Here is a 22511-nt window from a genome sequence, read left to right as displayed (position 1 = left end):
GACCCGAGGATCCATTCCGCGACCGCGATCGAAGGATGCAGCGGAGCGGAACTCTTCACCGTTTTCAATGCTTTAACGTCACGGCATGGATCCTATGGTCTGCGCCGCGTCGCTTCGCTCCTTGCTCCGCCGTAGGTTGACGAAGCGATGGGGGCTCAGTTGCTCAAAGCTCGATGAAGGGCCGGAAGCCGCCGAAGATCATGCGCTTCATATCGAACGGCATGAGCCCCCAATCGGGTGTCAAACGCGGGTCGGCCATCACCTTGGCCATCACCGTGTCTCGGCTTTGCCTGGATTCATAGACCGCCCAGGCGAAGACGACGATCTCGTCGTCAGTTGCCTGAACGGCACGCGGAAACGAGGTGACTTCGCCATAGGGCACGTCGTCGCCGATACATTCGACATAGGCGAGCGCGCCGTGTTCCATCCATATGGGGCCTGCAAGGTTGGCCAGCCTCTTGTAGTCGTCGAGTTTGGCCTTTGGCACGGCAAGCACGAAACCATCGACATAGGACATGGCATATTCCTCTTGCTGAAAATCGGGCGCCGGGCCGGCAGGGATGCGACCCGGCGCAGGTGAGCGCATCGTCTCTTGCCAGCGGCAAGGCGTTGCCGCTCGATGAGAAGATCTACTTCACCGGGGCGTTCATCGCCCAGGCAACACCAAAGGGGTCACGCAACTGGCCCCAACGGTCGCCCCAGAACATCACCTGCAGCGGCACCACTTCTGCGCAGCCGGCGTCGATGGCGCGCTGCCACCAGCTTTCGATGGTGTCGTCCTGGAGATGCAGCTGCATGGTGTAGCCCTGCGGGTTCTGATGCGGGTGGCCGTGCTCGGGATAGGCGTCGCCCAGCATAAGCGTCGAGCCATTGATGTAGAGATGGATGTGCATGGTGCGGCCTTTTTCATCCGGCGGATAGGCAAACACCTGCTCGGCGCCGAAGGCCTTCTTGTAGAATTCAGCCGCCTTGAAGGCGCCGTCCACCTGCAGATAGGGGGTCAATCCGCCGAGCACTTTCGGCGCGGGCTGAACGGGGGTCTGGTCAGTCATCTCTTGCTCCTCTTTGCGTTTGGCTTGGCCTTGCGGACCATAGGACGCATGAGGTGACGGCAATCCTACAGGGCCGCGAAATTTTTCTCGGCCGGGCCCGGAAAGGCCGGGCAACCGGCGGGGTCGAGCGCCAGTCGCATGGGTTGACTGGTCGCGCTCATATGACCTTGGCCGAGGACATGGCTGCACAACGGCTCTTCTGCGCGTCGAAGATTTCCGGAAAGCCGATGTCCTTGCGCAATTCGATCGGCAGAGAAAGCAGCTCGCGCTCGGAGCGGTAGCGGGCGCGGGCCGCCGCGTAACGGGTCGCGATGCGACCGATGGACGACAGGTTGAACATGATGCATTCTCCTTGCTTGAAGCCGGCATCATCGTGTCGGCATCCCAAGGACGTGGCGGGCTGAGGCGATCCGACAGATCGCCGGAACTTTTTTCGCGGCACCAGATTTGGTCGAAGAAGATTTCGTCGGACCTACGCAACCTTGAGCGTCGGGATCGCCGAAACATCAACTTCGCGCTCCGCATGCCAGGCGTCGAAAGCCGCCTGCATCCGAAGCCAGATCGCGGCGCCGTCGCCGAACAGCTTCCCAAGGCGGGCGGCCACAACCGGCGAAACCGGCTTCTTTTCGCGGATGATGTCGTAGAGTTGCTGCCGGGAGATCCCGAGCAGATTTGCAATTTCCACCTTGGTCTTTCCAGTTGCCGGGATAATGTCCTCAAGCAGCGCTCCCGGGTGGGAGGGGCAACGCTCAATCGGACGCGTCGGCTCGTGCACGGTCATAAGTCGAACTTCTCCAATCTGGCCGCCTCAGTGATATTGCTCCAAATCGACGCGGGCGGCGTCCTTGCCGTCGAATTCAAACGTAATGCACCACGGGCCATTGACGTGGACCGTGTAGCGGATGGGGTCGAAGCCTTTCAGCGGGTGGAAGTCGAAGCCAGGGAGATTCATCTCCTCCGGCTTTTCTGAAGCTTCCAGGCGGTCAAGCCGGACAAGAATGCGCTTGTGCATCTTTGCATCGATCTTGCCGGTTTTTCCGGTTTGAAAGAGGTCCGACAGCGCCTTGCTCTTGAACGACTTGATCATGATGTATGTAAACAGATTGCTTACATACGTCAAGAGTCTGTAAGCAAATAATTTACAGGCATAGTGCCCTTCAAAACGGACCAGGAATCGCGCTCGATACGTCGCCCTCAGCCGACTAGTTCGGCCACCGAGCGGAAGAAATCCTCGGGATCCTCGACTTCGGTCAACCGCCGCTTCTCGATCAACCAGAAGCGGTTGCCTACGGCGCGGATGAAGGAGCGGTCGTGCGAGGCGAGCACGCAGCTTGCCTGATGCGCCAGCAGCTCCGCTTCCAGGGCCTCCTGGCCGTCTATGTCGAGATGGTTGGTCGGCTCGTCGAGCAGATAGAAATTGGGGTTGGCGAGCCTGAGCGCCAGCATCATCAGCCGCGCCTTCTGACCGCCGGACAGCGCGCGGATCCGGCGCTCCTGCATATCGATGCCAACCCCGGCACCGGCGAGCAGCGAGCGGGCGCGCTGTTCGCCGACATCGTAGCGGCGCGAGACCATCGCCAGCGGCGTGTCGTCGCCGCCGATGCCGGACAGCGCCTGGTCGCTGTAGCCAAGTACGGTCGACGGCGTCACCTTCACGTTGTGCACCGTCTCAGGCTCGAGGATGGCGTTGCGGATCAGGGTGACGAAGCGCGACTTGCCGACGCCGTTGCGGCCGAGCAGGACAATGCGATCGCCCTGGCAGATGTGGCGCTTGCCGGTCCTGAACAGCAGCGTTCCATCAGGCGTTTCCACCGCGGCGTCCTCAAGCGTGATCAGCACCTTGGCATGGGTGCCGCGATTGGCGAGCCTGATCGCGCCGGCCGATTTCTCGCGATGCGCCGGGGCGGCCGCCTCTTCCAGGCGCTCCGCCCGCTGGTTGAGCTGCTTGGTCTTGACCGTCAGCAGGTCACTGCCGGAATTGATGCCGATGTTGTTGAGCTTGGCCGCCTGCCGGCGCAATTGCTGCGCCACCTTCATGTCGCGCTGGAACTTGCGCTCCGTCGAGGCGTCAACGTCGTCGAGAGCCTGCCTTGCCCTGGAGTAGGGCAGGGCAAACACTGGCGACTGTTCCGCGCGCAGGAACAACGTGCGGTTGGTGGTGGCGTCGAGGAAGGCGCGGTCATGGCTGGCGATGACGACGGGCACCTCGCGCGGCAGAGTGTTCAGCCAGCTTTCAAGCTGGCTGATCCTGGCCAGGTCGAGATGGTTGGTCGGCTCGTCGAGCAGCAGCACATCCGGATCGGTGACCCAGGCGCGGGCGATCAGGGCCAGCCGCTGCCAGCCGCCGCTGAGCGCCTGCATTTGCCGTTCGCGCATCGGCTCGGGCACGTCGAGCGAATCGAGAACGACGTCGACCCGCCACAGCTCGCTCCCGGCCTGTTCGGGCGGCAAGGCGTCGGCCGCCACCTGGTGGAACGTACGGTCGAGAAGGGCTGTGGCAACGGACTGTTCGACATGGCCGACGCGCAGGCCGCGCGTACGGGTGATGTCGCCAAAGGTCGGCTCCATCTCGCCGGTCAGGCACTTCAGCAGCGTCGACTTGCCACGGCCATTGGCGGCAACGATGCCGAGCCGGTCGCCGGTGCCGATGGTGAGGTCGAGATTGGCAAAGAGCGGCGCACTCTTGGTGACGCCGAGGGATTTGAGGCTGATCAGGGCCATTTTGATTTCTCTGGTCTTGCCGGAGGAAAACTCCGGTTCAATGCACTTTGACGGTGCGCGTGCCGGCCATCAGAACAGGCGTTGCAACACCACGAAGGGCAGACCAAACAATCGAAGCGGGAAAACCCGGACCGTCCCTGGTCAGCCCTGCAAGCTGGCTCGCAGGGCAGAAATCGGGCCACGCTGACGATGGTGACGAAAAAACGTAAACACGTGAGCCCTCCTTTCAAGACGTTCGAGTGCGGGAGATGACTACACCAAGGGCGAGACCGATGGCAAGGCTACCGCTTTCACCCGGCGCGGGAACGGATCGAGCACCAGCACGCAGCCGGCGATGATCGCCACCGCGCCGAAGGCCTGGATGATGGTAAGCGACTCGCCGAGCATGACCGTGCCGACCAGCACGGCGATCACGGTCACGGCGAACTCGACACTGATCGCCCTGGTGGCGCCGATGCTGGCGACCAGGCGGAAATAGACGACATAGGTCATCGCGCTCATGACGCAGGCAAGGATAGCGAGATAGAGGAAGTCGATGGCGCGCGGCATCGCCGGAACAGGCACGGCCAGCAGCAGCGGCAGCGTCATCAGCCCGCCGAACAGGAAGGCGGCGCTGGTGAGTTCGAGCGAGCCGGTCGAGCGCAGATGGCGGTTGGCGTAGTTGCTGCCGAAGGCTGCCGAGAAGGAACTGAACAGCGAAGCGGCACAGCCGAGCGCGAAGGACGCGGTGACGGGCACTGCCGGGAAGCCGACGAGAATGATGATACCGGCGGCGCCGAGCAGCAGCCCGGCCAGTCCGCGAACGGTGATGCGCTCGAGCCCCCACAACTGGCCGATGATCATCGAGAACAGCGGGATGGCGGCAACGAGGATGGCCGCCATCGCCGTGCCGATGCGCGGGGTGGCATAGGACAGGCCGATCAACTGTGCCGCGACCGTCGTCGCGCCGACCATGGCGAAGTGCGACCAGCCGGCGCTGAAGTCGAGCCGGCGCCTCGTTGCCGCCGCCAGCAGCAGAAGCGTGATGCCGGCGATCAGCGAACGCAAGGTGACCGCACCGATCCAGCCAAAGGCATGCACCACCTTGAGCAGCACCAGGAACGACAGCCCCCAGGTGATGGCCAGGAAGACGTAGGAAACGATGTCTTTGGACTTCATTGTGTGGGGCGCCGTCGGGCTTGCAGGTGGAAGCGGAGAAGCTGCCACGGCCCGTATCGTTTCGACCGGCAACTGACAAGGGCGGGCGCATGGTCCAGCCGTGCGGTTCGGAGATCAGACAGGTCTCAAGTGACCGCCGCTCAGTCCATATTCTTTGTTGAGGTCGACAAGGAAATGCCCGAACACCGTGCTTCTGCCAAGATCAACAACGATCGCCAGAAGGGCGTTGAACCTGCCGGTGCCAATCAAGACTTGATCAAACCGGTTTTGGGCGTCTCGGTAAACATAGTGAACGTCGTTCAAATAGGGCACGCCGATTTCGTCGAGATTTAGTGCCTCGACATAAGGCCATATGTCCACGATGGCATTCGCGGTAGCGGTGACATTGGTCATCGGCTCAGCGAAGCAAGCCCTGAACTCTTTTTCATCAAGTCTGCGAACGACAAGCATCACTTATTCTAGGTGATGGCTTTGGCAGTTCGCAACTGATTGAACCTGACGTTCAAACTGGCCTTACCGCCCCGGCCTGCCCGTCTTGCCCGGCCGGCGTTTTTCGCGGCGGGCGTCGCCTGGATCCTCATAGGAACCAATGCCGGCCCGCTCGCGCTTGACCGGCTTGTCGCCCTCGATCGGTGTTTCCGTGCGTCGCACGGTCATCTCATCGAGCGAGTTCTTCTTGAACAGCGGCTTGGTCGAGTCGCCGGGAATGCCGAAGTCGGAACCGTGCGCCTCTTCGGCCGATTGTTTCTTGAACAGCGAACGCGACACGGCGCCGGCAGGCGTCGGCATGTCGGTGCCCGGACCCATGGCGTCGAGCGACGGCTTGCGGAACAGGGCGGATTTGACGCGATCCTGTGCACTCTCTTTCGGCTTGCTGACCGCCGCAACAGGGATGTTTCCCGTGTCGTCGGCCGTGCGGTGGATGGCGCGGCCCTTGTTGTGCTTGCCCTTTTCGCGGCCCGAGACCGGGCTTTCCATGTCGGCATATTTGGCCAGCGGGTCTTCGGAGATCGACAGCTCCATCTCGCGCAGCCGCTTGATCTCGTCGCGGATGCGGGCCGCCTTCTCGAAGTCGAGATTGGCGGCGGCGTCGCGCATCTGCTTGTCCATGGCGTCGAGATGGGCCTTGAGATTGTTGCCCATCATCGCGCCGGCGCTGTCGGTGAACTGCGAGATGTCGGCGCGGACATGATCTTTCTCGTAGACCGAGTCCAGTATGTCCGAGATGCGCGACTTGACTGATTCTGGCGTGATGCCGTTGGCCGCGTTCCACTCCATCTGCTTTTCGCGGCGGCGGCCGGTTTCGGCCATCGCCCGTTCCATCGAGCCGGTGACCTGGTCGGCATAAAGGATGACCTTGCCGTCGACGTTTCTGGCGGCGCGGCCGATGGTCTGGATCAGCGAGGTTTCCGAACGCAGGAAACCTTCCTTGTCGGCGTCGAGAATGGCGACGAAGCCGCATTCGGGAATGTCGAGGCCCTCGCGCAAGAGGTTGATGCCGACCAGCACGTCGAAGGCGCCGAGGCGCAGGTCGCGCAGGATCTCGATGCGCTCCAGCGTGTCGATGTCGGAGTGCATGTAGCGCACGCGGATGCCTTGCTCGTGCAGATATTCGGTGAGGTCCTCGGCCATGCGCTTGGTCAGCACTGTCACCAGCGTGCGGTAGCCGGCCTTGGTGGTGTCGCGGATCTCGCCGACGACATCGTCGACCTGGGTCTTGGCCGGGCGCACTTCGACCGGCGGATCGATCAGCCCGGTCGGGCGGATGACCTGCTCGGCGAAGACGCCGCCGGCCTGTTCCATCTCCCAGCCGCCCGGCGTTGCCGAGACCGCGACGGAGAGCGGGCGCATGGCATCCCATTCCTCGAAGCGCAGCGGCCGGTTGTCCATGCAGGACGGCAGGCGGAAGCCATACTCCGCCAGCGTCGCCTTGCGCCTGAAGTCGCCGCGATACATGCCGCCGATCTGCGGCACGGTGACGTGGCTTTCATCGATGAAGACCAGCGCATTGTCGGGAATGTACTCAAACAGTGTTGGCGGCGGATCGCCCGGCTGGCGGCCGGTCAGATAGCGCGAATAGTTCTCGATGCCGGCGCAAGAGCCGGTAGCCTCGAGCATTTCCAGATCGAAACGGGTGCGCTGCTCCAGCCTTTGTGCTTCGAGCAGCCGGCCGGCGCGCTCAAGTTCCACCAGCCGGTGCTTGAGCTCTTCCTTGATCGACTTGATCGCCTGGTTGAGGGTCGGGCGCGGCGTCACATAGTGCGAGTTGGCGTAGATCTTGACGCTCTTCAACTCACCGGTCTTCTGGCCGGTCAGCGGGTCGAACTCGGTGATCGCCTCGATCTCGTCGCCGAACATCGAAATGCGCCAGGCGCGATCCTCAAGGTGGGCCGGAAAGATCTCGATCGTATCGCCTCGCACGCGGAACGAGCCGCGCACGAAGTTGACGTCCTGGCGCTTGTACTGCTGGGCGACAAGATCCGCGAGCAGCGCGCGCTGGTCGAGCCGGTCGCCGATCTGCATCTGGAAGGTCATCGCCGTGTAGGTCTCGACCGAGCCGATACCGTAGATGCAGGACACCGATGCGACGATGATGACGTCGTCGCGCTCGAGCAGCGAGCGGGTTGCCGAATGGCGCATGCGGTCGATCTGCTCGTTGATCGAGGATTCCTTCTCGATGAAGGTGTCGGTGCGCGGAACGTAGGCCTCCGGCTGGTAATAGTCGTAGTAGGAGACGAAATACTCGACGGCGTTCTCTGGGAAGAATTTCTTGAACTCGGAATAGAGCTGCGCGGCCAGCGTCTTGTTCGGCGCCAGGATCAGGGCAGGGCGCTGCGTCTCCTCGATCACCTTGGCCATGGTGAAGGTTTTTCCGGAGCCAGTGACGCCGAGCAGCACCTGCGTGCGATCGCTGTTGTCGACACCTTCGACCAGATCCTTGATGGCGGTCGGCTGGTCGCCGGCCGGCTCGAAATCCGACACCATCTTGATGGCGATGCCGCCTTCGGATTTTTCCGGGCGGGCAGGGCGGTGCGGCGTCCACAGCACGCCATCCTTGTGCAGCGGATTGCCGGATTCGATCAGCGCCGACAGCGCGGCCACGGTGGCAGTGACGCTGCCGGAGGCCATCGTCTCTGCGTCTTCCAGCGAGATGTCGAGGCCAGCGACCGGGTTAAGGCCGGCTGCGGTGCGTTCCCTGGCTGTCGCCGCGCCACCCATCGAGGTACCGCGCGCGGTACGGCCGGGCGACGACGAACGCTCGGGGATCCTTTTCGATGGCTTCGGCGATTTGCCGCCGTCGCCCTTGCCGACGAGACGTCCTTCCTTTTCGGCCTCCTGCTCGATCTGCTCGGCCCAATCGACGATCGAACCGGTCAGCGGCGTGCCCGACAGCTCTGCTTGTGGCATCTCGGCAAAGCCGCCTTTGTGCAGCGGCTCCGAGGCGTCGAGGAAATCGGTCAGCGGGCTGCGCCGCATCGGCGCGGCGCGGTCGTCACTCGCCGTCGGCGGCGTTTTTTTATCGGGGGATTTGGCCATGTCCCGAATATGGGATTTCCTGGCCAAAATGGAAAGAGCGCGGTGGGGAGAGGCGTATCGGACAACGCGGCTCCTGACAGCAGGCTGTCAGGAGCAGCGCAGAAAGTGCGGCCGAATGCTTCTTGGTATTACGCGCCCCTGGCGGCGGATGCGACCCGCGTCGGCGAAGACGACAGGCGCGGCACCACAACGAGGCGCTTGATTTTGCCCTTCTTGAAGGCGGCGAGGAAGCGCGCATAGTCCTTGAAGGCGACGCAACCGCTCGACTGGGCGTAGCGGCCCCGAAGCAGGTAGGTATGGGCCAGCAGGCCGTCGCGATTGTATTTGTTGCGGCCATCGACCGGTGTCAGGCGCAAAGCCTCCACACCATGAAAGCGCGACTCGCGCAGCGACAGATTGTAGGTGTTGGGCGGTGTCGGTCCGCGGTTCTTCTGATCGGCATAGCGCGGCTGGTCCGCCATGGCGCCAACGCCCGAATGCGCCTCGAGCCTCGAGCCGTCAGGCATGTAAACGGTCCCGGCGCTGATGTCGTAGACGGCGACGCCATTGCTGGGTCCACTGCTGGAGCCCGGCGAGTTGAACAGGTTTTTGAATGCCTGGCCAAGGCCGCCGGAAGGTGTGTCGGGCTTGGCATAGGCCAGCACGTCGCCCTCGCCGGGCCTGCCTTGCCGCGCCGGCCTGGAGGGCTGGGCCTGTTGAACCGTCTCACGGGCGGGCTTCTGCTGCTGGACGGGCTTCGACTGTTGCTGGATGGGTTTCGGCTGTTGCTGGATGGGTTTCGTCGACTGCTGTACGACCTTGGGCTGCTGCGGCGCGTCGAATTGCGGGCGCCGGGTCGGCAACGGCACGTCGTCGGTCAGCGCATCCGGCAGGGAAGCAGCATCGCCGGGCTGTTCCTGCTGGGTTTCGGCAGGCGAAACCGCGACATCGGCCGAGGATTCCTCAATCGGTAGCGGCGAGGCAAACGCCTCGTCGTCGACCGGCAGCGACTGGATGAGGGCAAGCGCCAACTGTGCGTTGTCTGGCGTCTGCGCGCCCGACTGGGCAAAGCCCATCGGCTGCGGTGCCGTCTGCACGACGACGGAGCCGGTATCCATCCGGGCGAAGCGTTCGGCCGCTGGAGCCGGCATGTCATCCGACAGGCTGGCCATGACCTTGACGGATGGGACCAGGGACGCTTCAGCAATTTGCGGCGCGACGGTGGAAATGACCGGGCGCGCGGATGCGTCGGCCGCGATGACAGGTTTTCCGGCGCCGGCAAAGGCAGCGGCGAGCTTGGCCGGCGACAAAGACGCCTCCATGCGCTCGAAACGCTCTTGCGATTTCGACTTTACAACCATCGGGGCAGGCTTTGCCTGCGCCACGAGGCGAGCGGATTTCTCAGCCTGCGGGCTTAACGCAGCCAGCTTGAAGCAACTCGCACCGCATTGCACGGCATGATCATGCAGCGCCTGCGTGCCGCCATGTGCATTGGCCAGCATGAACGGCGCCGAAGATGTCAGGATGCGCTGCTTCAACGGATCGGCAAGGGCAAGCGCCCTCGGCATCGAAAGCGTCTGCGGCAGGCCGCCCGATGTCGCCGACAGCGAGGCGCCGACGGAACTCAGGCCAGCCATGGTACCGACCAGCCACAGGCCAATGGCTGCGCTGACACTGGGCACCGCGACCCAGCGGACGATCCGTTCAGGGTTGAAGGAAGAGGACCGTGGCGCGTCGCAGGCGGTCTCGCCGTCCCAACGCTCGTCCCCGCCAATTTTTTTACTCAAGAACGCCATGCACCAATCTTGCTCCAATCGGCTCCCACGTCCGCGGCTGTGATAGCCGCGACGACCATTCTGTGAGTGATCCCAGGTGGTCCCCGACGCGTTTGTCGCGCCTGTCGTTAGTTGCCGATTGCTTCAAAATATGGACAAAGTTGGTTAACCAATCCCTCTCAAAACCAAACGAGCGACGTGGACTTTGTGCCTCAAAAGGCTTGTCCACGACCATGAACGCGGCATTGGAGCCCCTCCAATGCTGTTTTGCTGCCTGTTTTTGCCGCCCAAGTCAAGCAAAACAGCCTTTGCTAATTTACCAAAAAGGCCGTTCAGCGGGTCATGCGACAATGGCGCGCGCCCTTGAGTGTCGCTGAGCAGGTCGCCGGCACCGGCAAAACTGTTGCCCGCCTGCCACAAATTCATCGCCCGGACGGTCGCCCCTCGACGGCCATTGACTCGTTTTGGGAGGCAGTGCAATCGGATTGAAGTGCTTGGTTTGGGGTGGCAAAGCCCACTTTTGGAGGCTTTTTCCATGAAGCGTCGGGACTTCTTGGCGCTGTCGGCGGGGGCGGCGGCATTTTCCATTCTTCCGGGCGCCGTCAAGGCGAATGTTCCGGTGCCGTATGATCGCAACGCCGAAGTGCCGGTGAACGACAAGAAGGCGTTCATCGAGTGGATGGTGGCCAATCGCGGCGAGGACCCGAAGTTGCTGGCCGAGCGCTTCGATCGCTTCCAGATCATGGTCTACAACAAGGACGTGCTGGACGACCGCAACAAGCGCGCCTTCCTGTTGACGCCGCGCGAGGAGTTCGTCCTGCCGCAGAATCTAGCGCGCGCCTATGATCACGCCTTCCTCGACATCGGCTACGGCGTGACCATTTCCGGGCCGCATCTGGTCGGACGCATGACGACGGCCATCGACGTCAAGCCCGGCGAATCCGTGCTCGAGATCGGCACCGGCTCCGGCTACCAGTCGGCCTATCTGGCCAATCTGACCGACAAGGTGCACACGATCGAGATCATCAATCCGCTGGCGCAGCGCACCCGCCGCACCTATGACGCGCTGATCGAGCGCGGCTACAGCGAGTTCGGCTCGGTCACCAGCCGCAACGCCGATGGTTATTATGGCTGGGAAAGCGTCGGCTCGTTCGACAAGATCATCGTCACCTGCGGCATCGACCACATTCCGCCATCGCTGTTGCAGCAGCTCAAGCCGAATGGCGTCATGGTCATCCCGGTCGGTCCGCCAGGCGCCCAGCATGTGCTCAAGGTGATCAAGGAGCAGCTCGCCGACGGCACGTTCAACATCGTCCGCTCGGACATCTACAATGGCAAGGTGGTGCCTTTCGTCCCCTTCACCAAGCTGGAAGGCGACCAGATCGTCGGCACGCACAACAGCTGAGCTGGCCGTTTGGTAAGGCCTTGCTGAACCGCCAGATAAAAAGGCCCGCATGGCAGCCGTCGCACCGATCTCCCGACCAAGCATCGCCTCGCTGGAGGCGCCTGGTCTCGCGCATTACCTTGCAATCGGACTGATTGCCGGCGCTATTATCGCGCTGCAGATATCGGTCATGCGGGTGTTCGCCGTCGGCAGCTGGTCGCATTTCGGTTCGCTGGTGGTCAGCCTCGCAATGCTTGGCTTCTCGCTGTCCAGCGTCGTCATCTTCGCCGGCAAGGACTGGTTCGACCGGCACTGGCAAGGGGCCGCCACGGCGGCGCTGCTGCTGGTCGGCCCACTCGCCGTCGCCTCCAACCTCGCTGCCCAGACGGTGCCGTTCAACGCCATCTTCCTGGTCTCCGATCCCGGGCAGAAATGGCGGCTGCTGGCCAATTTCCTGCTCTATCTCCTGCCGTTCCTGGCCGGCGCATTCTTCCTCGGCATCGTCTTCCTGAAAAGCCGCACCGCCTTCAGTCGCGTCTATTTCGCCGACCTCACCGGCTCCGGGCTCGCTGGCCTCGTCGTGCTGGTGTCGATGTATCTGTTCTCGCCGGAAACCATCATCGTGGTGCCGCTGCTGTTGTGGGCCGCCGGTGCACTGCTGTGGTTCTTCGCCTTCGGCGCCTGGAAGCGTGTTGTCGCCGGCGCGGTCGTCGCGGCGCTATCGATCGCCGGGTACCTGATGCTGCCCGGCCTGCTCGGCATACCCGACATCGCGGTGTCGCAGTACAAGGGCGTCGCCTATGCCCGCAACTTCCCGGACGGCAAGCGGATCTACCGCAGCGTCTCGCCGTTCGGCGACCTGCAGGTCTATGCCAGCTCATACATGCATTTCGCGCCGGGCCTGAGCGACAATGCCGCCTTCGGCATGCCGGAAGTTCCAGCCAACACCTATGTCGGCATGTATCGCGACGGCGACGGGCCGGAAGGCATCATGCGCAATCTGGCGCCGGCCGACCAGGTCTATTTCCGCTACCTGCCGATGCACTATCCCTATGTCATCAAGAACAAGCCGAAGACCTCGTCGTGCAGTTCGGTGGCGGCATCTCCACGCAAGCCGCGCTCAACGCCGGGTCGACCTCGGTGACCGTCGCCGAGAGCAATCCGATGACATTGCGGGCGTTCCGCGACCCGGTGCTGAAGGATGTGACCGGCGATATCCTGGCCGAGCCGCGCCTCAAGGTGATCGACTATGACGGGCGTCTGTTTCTCGCCAACACCGGCGAGCGCTACGACGTCATCGACCTCAGCCTCGCCGACAGTGTCGGCCTGTCCAATCCGGGCGGCTTCGCCATCTCGGAGAAATACGCCTACACGCACGAGGCAATGCTGAGCTACATGCATGCGCTGGCCGATGGCGGCGTGCTGTCGGTGACCCTGTGGAACAAGGAAGAGCCGCCGAAATCGGTGCTGAAGCTCTATTCCACCATCGCCGAGGCGGCTCGAACGTTCGATCCTCAACGTGCCGCCGACGATATCTTCGCCGTGTCGAGCTATCTCTCGACAACCACGGTGTTGTTCAAGCGCGGCGGTTTCAGCGCGGCGGAAATCAAGACCTTGCGCGACTACACCAAGTCGATGTCGTGGGAAGAGGTCTACTACCCCGGCATGCCCTATGACGGCTCGACGGCGCAGAAGATCCTCGACGACTATCGCGCCTCGATCTTTGGCAGCGGACAGGATGCAACGCTGACCCAACCCGCCGCCGATGCGACGGCGCCGGCCGACCCGACCGCTCCCAACGCAGCCTGCGACCCGACAGCGCTGGCCGATCCGACCCTCGATGCCTGCGCCGATACTGGCGGCGATGCCGGCCCCGACGTGCTGCCGGCCACCGCGCTGCAGCGCATGACCTGGCACGCGCTTTTGACCGGCGGCTGGGCGAAGCTTGCCAGCGATTATGTCTTCGACGTGCGTCCGCTGAGGAACGACCAGCCCTACTTCGCCGCCTATGTGAAGGTCGCAGATTTGCCGCTGACGCTGGACCGGCTCGACCTGTTCCAGGACGACTGGGGCTATCTGCTGATCTGGGCGACGCTCGGCATCGCCTGCATCACGGCGGCGTCACTGGTGGTGCTGCCGGTCATCTTCGGCTGGCGCATCGTGTTCTCGCACTCGCGCGGCAAGCTCGGCACCATCCTTTATTTCGCTTGCCTCGGCCTCGGCTACATCATGGTCGAGGTCGGGCTGATCAGCCGTTTCACCGTGGCGCTCGCCAATCCGACCGTGTCGGCCTCGGTGCTGATCTCGTCGATGCTGGTGTTTTCCGGTCTCGGCAGCCTGTTCGCCGCGCGCATCTTCGACCGCGCCCGGACGCTGTTGCCTGTCGTGCTGTTGGCGATCTGCGTGCTGCTGCTGGCCTACGGCGTCACTCTGTCGCCGGTGCTCGACTGGATTGGCGCCTATCCCTATGCCGTCCGGCTGCTGCTCTGCTTCCTCCTGGTATCGCCGCCGGCCTTCCTGATGGGCATGCCGATGGCAACCGCTATGACCTGGCTGGCGCGGCTCGGCAAGGAGCACCTTTTCGTCTGGGCCTGGGGCATCAATGGCTGCTTCTCGGTGATTGGCTCGGCCGCCGTGCCGATCGTCGCCACCAGCTTCGGCCTCAGCGCCGTGCTGCAATGGGCGGCGATCGCCTATCTCGTCGCCATCCCGGCCTTCTTTACCGTGCTGTTGCCGTCGAAGGCGCCAGCAATCCGGCTGGTGACGGCCTGATGCCCGACCGGCGCGCCATCGTCGCCGGACTGCTGGCCGCGGCGGCGTTCCCGGCCGCGGGCGAGGGCGCGCGCTTGCGCAAGACCATATCGGCCATCGTACCGTTCAAGACATCGCCGTTTCCCTATCGCGGAAAGCTGCCTGATGGCTCCGGGCCATTTCTCGACGTGACGGCCAACGGCCGGCGCGGCCACACTTCGCCGCGTGGCGGCGTCTATTGGGAAGACGAGACCTATTCCGACCGTAGCACTCTGCTGGCGGCGCCACGAGGGTTCGATCCGGCCAGGCCGGCGGTCATCGTGGTGTTCTTCCACGGCAATGGTGCGACCTTGCAGCGCGATGTGGTCGGCCGCCAACGGGTTGTCGCGCAGGTCGAGGCGTCCGGCCTCAACGCCGTGCTGGTGGCGCCGCAATTCGCCAGCAACGCGCAGGATTCCAGCGCCGGCAATTTCTGGACGCCCGGTCATTTTGCGATGTTCCTGGCCGAAGCAGCGCAAGGACTGGGCAAGTTGACCGGCGCTAAGGCGGCAAAATTCGACGCCATGCCAGTGGTGCTCGTCGCCTATAGCGGCGGCTACAATCCTCCAGCCTTCGTGTTGGGGAATGGCGACATCGGCAATCGCCTGCTCGGCGTCATCCTGCTCGACGCCGTGTTCGACGAGGCCGACATTTTCGCCAACTGGGCCGCGCGCCACAGGAAGAGCTTCTTCGTCAGCGCCTATGGCCAATCCTCCGCCTCCGGCAATGCCGAGATCAGACAGTTGCTGGCAAGCCAGGGCATCGACGCCAGTTCGGACCCGCCGCGCCGCCTCGAAACCGGCACCGTCGCCCTCCTTGCCTCGGACGCTGCCCACGACAGTTTCGTCACGCGTGCTTTCGTCGGCAATCCATTGCAATGGTTGCTCGGCCGGCTGCACGGATTTGCGCGTTAGTTGAACCACAAGGCAAAGGTCAGGAACCCTGCGCCGCCGAACTGGCGCTGGATCTGGTCGAATTCCTCGCTGGTCAGGATCTTGCCGCTTTCGAGATAGGGCGCGATGGCCGGGCCGGTGATCGACAGCACCAGGTCGAAGGGTTTTGGCTCGTCGAAGAAGCGCTTCATATTGATGCCCTTGCCGGTGATGCGGAAATGCGGCAGCAGCACACGGCCTTCCAGGAGATCCTCGGCCATGGTCAAGGTGGCGAGCCAGGCCTCGACCTGCTCCTCGCCGACTTCGAGGCCGGTGAGATGGTTTTCGCCCTTCTGCTGCGGCCCGGGCAGCCATTCGCGATCGTTGTCGGTCTCGGCTCGGATCGCTTTCCAGTCCTCGCGCGACAGCCCGATCATTTCGAGCAGGTGGCGACGCGCCGCTTGCCGGCGCTCGGGTTCGACCACCGGCCAGTTGACCAGATGCACCAGCGAGATGAAATCGGCGATGCGCCATTCCGACGAGAAGATGCTGCTGCCCGTCTCGCTGCTCGGCGGCACGAGAATGTCCTGCAGCGGCAGTTCGGCGCGCGGGAACAGCATGTGGAAGGACCCGTCGAAGGTGCTCCTGAAATCATGCGCCAGCCAGAAATCGGCCTGCGCCATCAGGAATTCGGCATAGCCCTGCAGCCAATAGCCGTCGGCGCGGTCGAAACGGAAGGTAAGCGTGGGGGCTGCTCCGTCCGGCGCGCTGCCGCCGCGCGACAGCGAGGCCATGATGGCGGCCATGCTCTCTTCCGGCGTGATCGCGCCGTCCTCGTTGAGGTCGATGCCGACATGGGTGAGATCGAGCACCATGCCGATATCGGCATCGGCCGGGACCGAGCCCAGCGTGGCGGCGGATTTCTCCAGCCGGTCGCGGAAGCCGACCAGAATGGCGCGGAACTGCTCATAGGTCAGCGGCTCTGGGTTGGGATTGTCGGGCACCGGCAGCCGCATCAATGGCAGCATGAAGGATTGCGGGCTTTCGAAACCATGGCGATGCAGGCCGCTGGCCAGCAGCTCCAGCGCGGTGAAGAACTCGCCGGCGCCGGCCGCGTAGGCTGACGCCGGATCCTTTGGCGCGGCGGCCTCCAGCGTCGACAGGGCCGTGTCGCGCGCGGCCACGGTCTTGGCCTCGAACAAGGCGGTTGCCGCTTCGGGCGTGGCGGCGCGCGCGGACGACAAAGGCACAAGCAGAATGAAAGCGGATGCCAGCAGGCTTGCTATTCGTGTCATCTTTTACTCCCATCCGTTGGTCGCGCCAGGGACCATACACATATTTGCGGCGCCGCGCCTGTCAGCGCCGAGGCGGCCAGCCGCCATCGTTGCACGATTGTCGACGGATGCGCTTCAACCCTCGAGCCCGACGGTTTACACAGGGCAAACGATTGGGCTTGGGCGTGTCGAACTATCCGCTTTCCTACAAACTGTCGTGGCTGCCGCGCTTTCTGAAGCCCTCGCTCGGCGGTGATGCCTGTGGTTTCGCGCCTATTGCCGGGACGACGATGACACCGCCGCCGAAGCGGATGGTGCGGCTCGCCTTCATCGGCGACATCTCGGCGGTGGCCAACCGCGGCGCGCCGGACTGCGATCCGGCGATCAGGGCGTTGCTCGGCTCTGCCGATCTGGTGATCGGCAATTGCGAAAGCCCGATCGTTGACGGACCAAGTGCGGTGCTGGGGACAAAACTCGGCACGCACCATGCGATGAGCGAGCGCTTTCTGGCCGAGGCGTTGGCGGCGGTGGGTGTTGCTCGCGATAAGTTGGTGCTGTCGCTGGCCAACAATCATGTGCTCGACCAGGGCGTCGCCGGTTTCGACGCGACGGTGGCGGCGCTGAAGCGGCTGGGCATCCGCACCATCGGCCTGGCCGCTAATGATGCGGTGGTGCCTGTCACCGTCGGGCCGCTGAACGTCGGCTTCGCGGCCTTCACGCTATGGCGCAACGCCGATGAAAACCTGTTCGCTGGCCGCGTATCGATGGAAAGCGATCCAGCGCAGTGGCCGCGCGATGCCGTCGATCTTCTCTGCGCGGTGCCGCACTGGGACTGGGAGTTTCGGCATTTTCCCCGCGCCGAGACGCAGGCACTGGCCAGGCGGCTGGCCGGGCAGGGCGTCGGGCTGATCGCCGGCCATCACGCCCATGTCGTACAACCGGTGGACCGGATCAGCAGGACGATCGTCGCCTATGGGCTCGGCGACTTCCTCGGCACGGCCCATGCCCGCCAGCCATGGCCGGGGCGCATTGGAGGAATATTCATCGTCGATGTCAGTGCCGATGCCGGCACGCGCGGCTCGATCGCGTCTTACCAGCTGCATCCCTTTGTGCGGCTGCGCGCAGGTGATCATGAGCGGCTGCTGCCGGTGGAAGGGTTGAAGGGGCGAATGCGCGACAAGGTCAAAGGTCGGCTGAGCGCGATCTTTCCTTCTCCCACACGCGAGGAAGGGGTCTCCGCCTAACCCGCTGGCGGCCTCGGTAAAACCGACTATCATGCGCCGGCACTGGCACGCTTGCGGGGGATGGCGATGGAAACGGCGGATTTCATGCCGAGCGAGGCGGTCACGGCCGGCATCCGGAAAGACATCGAGACCTATGAGGCGGTGAGGGCTTCGGCGGTTCGGCAGGTGCGTTGGCGGGCGCCGCTTTTCGTCGGCCTAGTGCTGGTGTTCGTGGTGCTGGTCGCCTGGCTGTTCAACAAGGTCGCCGACCCCAACGAGCAATGGTTCTCGACGCCGCATGTGTTTCTCTACGTCATCGGCTTCGCGGCTTCGATCCTGCTCTACTTCCAGGCCATGAAACCGGCGACGCGGCTGCAGCAATCGTTCCGCGAAACGCTGCTGCCGATCATCTTCGGCTTCATCACGGATATGCGCTACCAGCATGGAGGCAGGCCGAACTCCTTCGACCGGCTGCCGCGCGAGGCGGTCGGGCCTTTCAACCGGCAGTCGTTCGACGATGTCGTTTCGGGGCGCTACGAAGAGTTTCCGTTCGAGCTTTACGAAGCAGAACTGCGGGAAGGGTCGGGCAAGGGTTCATCGACAGCCTTCAAGGGTGTCATCGTCGCTTTCGAAGCGATCGATCCGTTCCCGGGAATATTGGTGGCGACGCGGCGAACCAATGCGGTCGTCGGCTTCTTCCGCGGCATGTTCGCCAGCAAGATGCAGGACTTGTCGTCCGGTGTGCCCGAACTCGATGCCGCCTATGAATTCCGCACTGACAACATCGAGGCCGCACGGCCGCTGGTGACCGGCCGGCTGGCGCAGGCGCTGAAATGGCTGGGCGAAACCTGGCCGGACGATCCGGCCCGCGTCGCGCTCAACGGCAGCGATGGTTTCCTGCTGCTGCCGCAGACGAAGAATTTCTTCGAACTGCCGGCTATCTCGGTTCCGCTCGACTACACCAGGCATGTCGCGCCGATGATCGCGGACATGGGCGCCATGCTGGCGACGGCAGCGCTGGTGCGCAAGATCGGCGCGAAGGACGAGATCGGCTGATCGCTATCAGCAGTCGAAGCCGTATTTGTCGCGCATGTAATCCGCTTCTTCTTTCGACATTTTCTTGAACATCACACAGACAGTGAAGCTGCCGACCTGACGCCCGTCGCGTGTGTATCCCCAATCGGAAATGTCGTTCCTGGTGAATTCTATGTTCTGGCCGAGGACGACGCTCTGCACCTCTTCCGGCTGGTTCGCCAATATGCCGACAAAACCGGTCTCGGTGCGGCGGAACGGTATGACCCAGAAGTGTTCGGTGACATTCCCGTCCCGCACCTTGACCTTTAATTTGAACCGATCTGTGCCGGAGGGAGGAGCCTCGGACAAAGCCAGGAATTCATCTAGGCTGGCGAGTGCCTTCGCAGTCGCTGCCGCCATTTCGGGATCGCCGGGAGTAAAGATAACCGTCTTGTCGTCGTCGGGATCTATGCCTTGTGCGCCGGCCAATCCCGGAGCAAACGCCAGCACCAAGGATATCATGGTCCGGACTGCAAGCGTCATGGAAGGTCCCCTTCATCGCGACGGTCGACACCATCCTGCATCCATTCCCGGATTGCAACCGGAGCGCGAGTTTCATCCCGCATTTGGGGGCGGTTTGAACTGATCTCTGAAACAATATTTGTACCGATGATCGGCCAGCAGTCTGTTTCGTGATGCCGCACGAGGTGGATTGCGGCTGCCGCGTGGTGATCGAAAAGCCGCCGCCACAATCAGCCAAGTGACTCTTTTCATGGAGAAGTGCCCTTGTCAGGGGAAACCGAAGTGGCCAGAGTTTGCATCGACGGCAGGCAATGTGTCGGAATTAAGCCTATGATATTGTTTGCGAAAATACACCCAACGTGATTTGCGAAGGAGAGCTTTCCGTTCCAGTTTCAGGCCGTTCGGTGCTGTCGTTTCTCAAAATGGTGGCGCCGGAAAACCGAAACAGCACGGAGTGCTTACCGATGAAGAAGACCCTCGCAACCACCGCCGCTCTGCTCGCCTTCCTCGGCACGGCCTATGCCGCGACCGTTCAGGGCACCATCCAGTCGGTCGATCCGACTACCAAGTCGATTACTCTCGACGACGGCAAGATCTACCAGCTGTCGCCGGAAGCGACGGTCGGCAAACTGAAGGTCGGCGCCAAGGTGGCGGTGACGGTCGATGACAAGACCGGCATGGTGACATCGATCAAGAAGTCTTCGTAAGCCCAATCTTTAATGGGCAGGGCGCTGTCCCTCGTCGCCAAGCAGGCGGATGAGGGGCAGCGCAACTCTTCGAGATCACCTTTGTGACGCCTGAACCTCATCGCTGGCCGCTTTGATGCCGTAACAGCGCCTCGGCTCCGCCATGCAATGCTATGGTTTTTGCCAAAGCGCCGCGCTATCCCTTGGCCAACGGGGGGATATCGATGGCCGAGGAACAAAAAGGGTTTCGCCTGTCGCGGCGATTGCTGCTGGGTGCGGCTGTCTTCGGCGGCGCGGTGCTGTGGGGCGGCACCACGGTGGCGCGGCTGGCGCGAGGGCCTTCGGGACCGAAGAACGCCGGACGCATCGCCGATGTCGATGGCATCGCACTGCCGCTGAAGCCGATTGCCAGCCCGCCGGCCTTCGATCCTTCGCTGCCCTGGTCGGCAAAAGGTGGCGACATCAACGATGCCAGCGGCCTGTCGAAGACACCGGTCTATGGGGTGGTCGAGGTCAGCGAGGAAGAGCACATCGCCAAGGCGCTGGCCTTTGCGCGCGCCAACGGGCTGAAAGTCTCGTTGGCCGCCATCCGCCACTCTATGGGCGGACACGCCTTCGACGACAACGCGCTGGTGCTCGACCTGAGAAAGTTCAACAAGGTCACCGTGGATGCCGCGGCGAAGACCATGACCCTGCAGCCCGGCGCGCGCTGGCATGACATCCAGAACCTCTTGCATCCGCGCTTCGCGGTGAAGGCGATGCAGTCGACCGACATCTTCTCGGTCGGCGGCTCGCTGTCGGTCAATGCGCATGGCATGGACCACCAGGCGGGTTCGGTTGCCGGCTCGATCCGTTCGATGCAGGTGATGCTGGCGGATGGTTCGGTGATGACCTGCTCACCGAGCGAGAACATTGAACTGTTCCGCCATGTCGTCGGCGGCTACGGCCTGTTCGGCGTGGTGCTGGAGGCGACGCTCGATATCGTCGATAACACGGTCTACCGCACCTCGCGCGAGATCATCAAATCGGACGATTTCCCGAAATTCTTCGCCGACGTGCTGGAACCGAACAAGGAGATCGGCCTGTTCTACGGCCATCTGTCGACGGCGCCGGGCAATTTCCTCGAGGACATGATCATCTATCGTTATGACAAGGTGGCCGACCAGCCGCCGGCCGACCAGCCGGAGATCGGCGAGCCGGGTTCGGTGGGGCTGAAGCGGGTGCTCATCAATCTGGCGAAATGGGGCAGCCTGTTCCAGGAATTGAAGTGGTTCACCGAAAAGACGCTGGAACCGAAATTCGAAAGCTGCACTGTGGCGCGCACCTCAGCCATGGCCGAAGGCGAGGCCTGTCTCGTCACCCGCAACAACCCGATGCATGATTCGGTGCCCTATCTGTTCAACGACCTGATGGATGAGACCGATATCCTGCACGAATATTTTATTCCGCGCGCCGCCTATATCGAGTTCATCACCGAAGCGCGCGAAATCCTGCGCAACCAGACGCTGCCGGTGCTCAACGCCTCGGTGCGCATCGTCCACAAGGAGGATATCGCGCTGACCTACGCGCCGGAGCCGGCCTATTCCCTGGTGCTCTACATCAACCAGCCGACCGATGCCGACGGCAATGCGAAAATGCGGGCGCTGACACGGGCGCTGATCGACGTGACGATCAAGCATGGCGGGCGGTTCTTCCTGCCCTATCAGCTGCATTACACGGCCAGGGAATTGCTGGCCTCCTATCCCGAGTTGCCGGCCTTCCTGGCGGCCAAGCGGCAATATGACCCGACGGAACTGTTTTCCTCGACCTTCTACCGTGCCATCAAGGCGCTGAGCGGGATGGTATAGACGTCAGGAGAACAACCATGCGAATGGTATCAGCGGCGGCACTCACCCTCATCGCGCTGTGCGCTGGACCGGCCGGAGCCGAGGATCTCAAGGCTTTCAAGCTGACGATCGACGGTGTCTCGGTCGATATCGATCCGGGCGAAAGCACAGATGTGACGCTGCCCGGTGGCAAACAGAGCAAGGTGACGCTCGAGCGCAACGACTTCGCTACATTTTCCGGCGGCAGTTTCTCCTTCGTTCATCCAAGCGACATTTCGGTGACCAAGACCGATCTCGGCGAGAACATCACGCAGTATCTGATGGCGTCGGCGCTGGGCACGATCGTCGTCGTGCAGGAATACGGCAAGATGAATCCGGTGTCGCTCAACCAGCTGATGCTGCGGGAAATGACCAAGGAATCGGTTCAGGCTGGTGCGAAGCTGACGCAGGAGCCGACGACGCGCAAGCTCGCCGACGGCAAGGAACTGACCGGCATTCTCGCCAAGGTGAAGACGCGCACCGACACCGCCGATTTCGAGATCGTCGGCTTCGGCCTTGCCGATCAGGGGTTGCTGTTCATCACACGCGTTGCCGGCGAGGATGCGGCCGCCGAAAAGCCGCTGATCGACAAGTTCTGGCAGAGCCTCAAGGTCAAGTTGTAAGGGCGTTGTTTCGGCGCAATTCCCTGAGGGAAAGCG

The 22511-nt window shown here is 62.9% G+C and carries 22 protein-coding genes; 9 read left to right on the top strand and 13 right to left on the bottom strand.

The window, feature by feature from the left end; genetic code table 11:
- Window positions 1-163 precede the first annotated feature (163 nt).
- The 11 genes from HNQ71_RS21450 to HNQ71_RS21400 all read right to left on the bottom strand — a co-directional run bounded on the left by HNQ71_RS21450 (window position 164) and on the right by HNQ71_RS21400 (window position 10759).
- Window positions 164-517, bottom strand: coding sequence for a DUF1428 domain-containing protein (locus tag HNQ71_RS21450; protein ID WP_184874642.1), 354 nt, complete (start codon window positions 515-517; stop codon window positions 164-166).
- Window positions 518-629: 112 nt separating this feature from the next.
- Window positions 630-1052 carry a VOC family protein gene (locus HNQ71_RS21445; protein ID WP_184874641.1) on the bottom strand — a complete coding sequence of 141 codons (423 nt, stop codon included), beginning with the start codon at window positions 1050-1052 and terminating at the stop codon, window positions 630-632.
- A gap of 157 nt (window positions 1053-1209) precedes the next feature.
- A complete protein-coding gene (locus tag HNQ71_RS21440; protein WP_184874640.1) occupies window positions 1210-1392 on the bottom strand; it encodes a hypothetical protein in 183 nt (60 codons plus the stop codon).
- Between the two features lie 132 nt (window positions 1393-1524).
- Window positions 1525-1833 (bottom strand): HigA family addiction module antitoxin, encoded by a 309-nt coding sequence (locus HNQ71_RS21435; RefSeq protein WP_184874639.1) that lies wholly within the window; start codon window positions 1831-1833, stop codon window positions 1525-1527.
- A 27-nt stretch (window positions 1834-1860) separates the two neighbouring features.
- Complete coding sequence (locus HNQ71_RS21430; RefSeq protein WP_184874638.1) at window positions 1861-2139, bottom strand: type II toxin-antitoxin system RelE/ParE family toxin; 279 nt, start codon at window positions 2137-2139, stop codon at window positions 1861-1863.
- 107 nt (window positions 2140-2246) lie between these two features.
- Window positions 2247-3773, bottom strand: a complete 1527-nt coding sequence (locus HNQ71_RS21425; RefSeq protein WP_184874637.1) for an ABC-F family ATP-binding cassette domain-containing protein — start codon at window positions 3771-3773, stop codon at window positions 2247-2249.
- A gap of 252 nt (window positions 3774-4025) precedes the next feature.
- Window positions 4026-4931 carry a DMT family transporter gene (locus HNQ71_RS21420; protein ID WP_184874636.1) on the bottom strand — a complete coding sequence of 302 codons (906 nt, stop codon included), beginning with the start codon at window positions 4929-4931 and terminating at the stop codon, window positions 4026-4028.
- Between the two features lie 114 nt (window positions 4932-5045).
- Complete coding sequence (locus HNQ71_RS21415; protein ID WP_184874635.1) at window positions 5046-5381, bottom strand: hypothetical protein; 336 nt, start codon at window positions 5379-5381, stop codon at window positions 5046-5048.
- A 63-nt stretch (window positions 5382-5444) separates the two neighbouring features.
- Entirely contained in the window at window positions 5445-8468 is a 3024-nt protein-coding gene (uvrB, locus tag HNQ71_RS21410; RefSeq protein ID WP_184874634.1) for an excinuclease ABC subunit UvrB, read from the bottom strand.
- Window positions 8469-8596: 128 nt separating this feature from the next.
- Window positions 8597-10243, bottom strand: coding sequence for a DUF2778 domain-containing protein (locus HNQ71_RS21405; protein ID WP_184874633.1), 1647 nt, complete (start codon window positions 10241-10243; stop codon window positions 8597-8599).
- A gap of 144 nt (window positions 10244-10387) precedes the next feature.
- Entirely contained in the window at window positions 10388-10759 is a 372-nt protein-coding gene (locus HNQ71_RS21400; protein ID WP_184874632.1) for a hypothetical protein, read from the bottom strand.
- Between HNQ71_RS21400 and HNQ71_RS21395 the strand changes: the two genes are divergently transcribed.
- Genes HNQ71_RS21395 through HNQ71_RS21385 form a run of 4 tightly spaced genes read left to right on the top strand, consistent with a single transcriptional unit; the run spans window position 10758 to window position 15310 of the window.
- Window positions 10758-11627, top strand: a complete 870-nt coding sequence (locus tag HNQ71_RS21395) for a protein-L-isoaspartate O-methyltransferase family protein (RefSeq protein WP_184874631.1) — start codon at window positions 10758-10760, stop codon at window positions 11625-11627. The genes HNQ71_RS21400 and HNQ71_RS21395 overlap by 2 nt on opposite strands.
- Window positions 11628-11676: 49 nt before the next feature.
- Window positions 11677-12750, top strand: coding sequence for a hypothetical protein (locus tag HNQ71_RS34960; RefSeq protein ID WP_246461765.1), 1074 nt, complete (start codon window positions 11677-11679; stop codon window positions 12748-12750).
- Window positions 12690-14378 carry a hypothetical protein gene (locus tag HNQ71_RS34955; protein ID WP_246461763.1) on the top strand — a complete coding sequence of 563 codons (1689 nt, stop codon included), beginning with the start codon at window positions 12690-12692 and terminating at the stop codon, window positions 14376-14378. The genes HNQ71_RS34960 and HNQ71_RS34955 overlap by 61 nt, the downstream gene beginning before the upstream one ends.
- Window positions 14378-15310 (top strand): hypothetical protein, encoded by a 933-nt coding sequence (locus HNQ71_RS21385; RefSeq protein ID WP_184874630.1) that lies wholly within the window; start codon window positions 14378-14380, stop codon window positions 15308-15310. The genes HNQ71_RS34955 and HNQ71_RS21385 overlap by 1 nt, the downstream gene beginning before the upstream one ends.
- Here HNQ71_RS21385 and HNQ71_RS21380 read toward each other — a convergent pair.
- Window positions 15307-16563, bottom strand: a complete 1257-nt coding sequence (locus HNQ71_RS21380; protein ID WP_184874629.1) for a hypothetical protein — start codon at window positions 16561-16563, stop codon at window positions 15307-15309. The two genes, HNQ71_RS21385 and HNQ71_RS21380, sit on opposite strands and share 4 nt — an antisense overlap.
- 164 nt (window positions 16564-16727) lie before the next feature.
- On the opposite strand from HNQ71_RS21380, the gene HNQ71_RS21375 reads away from it, so the two are divergent.
- Both HNQ71_RS21375 and HNQ71_RS21370 read left to right on the top strand, forming a co-directional pair.
- A complete protein-coding gene (locus tag HNQ71_RS21375) occupies window positions 16728-17786 on the top strand; it encodes a CapA family protein (protein WP_184874628.1) in 1059 nt (352 codons plus the stop codon).
- Between the two features lie 66 nt (window positions 17787-17852).
- Window positions 17853-18821 (top strand): DUF3137 domain-containing protein, encoded by a 969-nt coding sequence (locus HNQ71_RS21370; protein WP_184874627.1) that lies wholly within the window; start codon window positions 17853-17855, stop codon window positions 18819-18821.
- Between the two features lie 6 nt (window positions 18822-18827).
- Here HNQ71_RS21370 and HNQ71_RS21365 read toward each other — a convergent pair whose 3' ends face one another.
- Window positions 18828-19322 (bottom strand): YegJ family protein, encoded by a 495-nt coding sequence (locus tag HNQ71_RS21365; RefSeq protein WP_184874626.1) that lies wholly within the window; start codon window positions 19320-19322, stop codon window positions 18828-18830.
- A gap of 443 nt (window positions 19323-19765) precedes the next feature.
- Here HNQ71_RS21365 and HNQ71_RS21360 point away from each other — a divergent pair, with 443 nt between their 5' ends.
- The 3 genes from HNQ71_RS21360 (at window position 19766) to HNQ71_RS21350 (ending at window position 22475) form a co-directional block, all read left to right on the top strand.
- Complete coding sequence (locus tag HNQ71_RS21360; protein WP_184874625.1) at window positions 19766-20008, top strand: DUF1344 domain-containing protein; 243 nt, start codon at window positions 19766-19768, stop codon at window positions 20006-20008.
- Window positions 20009-20211: 203 nt separating this feature from the next.
- The gene (locus tag HNQ71_RS21355) at window positions 20212-21834 is read left to right on the top strand and encodes an FAD-binding oxidoreductase (protein WP_184874624.1); all 1623 of its coding nucleotides are present in this window, start codon (window positions 20212-20214) and stop codon (window positions 21832-21834) included.
- A 17-nt stretch (window positions 21835-21851) separates the two neighbouring features.
- Entirely contained in the window at window positions 21852-22475 is a 624-nt protein-coding gene (locus HNQ71_RS21350; protein WP_184874623.1) for a hypothetical protein, read from the top strand.
- The last annotated feature ends 36 nt before the right edge of the window (window positions 22476-22511 follow it).

The organism is Mesorhizobium sangaii, assembly GCF_014207355.1.
Lineage (GTDB): Bacteria > Pseudomonadota > Alphaproteobacteria > Rhizobiales > Rhizobiaceae > Mesorhizobium > Mesorhizobium sangaii.
The sequence above is the reverse complement of the archived record's forward strand: the minus strand, read 5'-3'. Positions and strand labels throughout refer to the sequence as shown.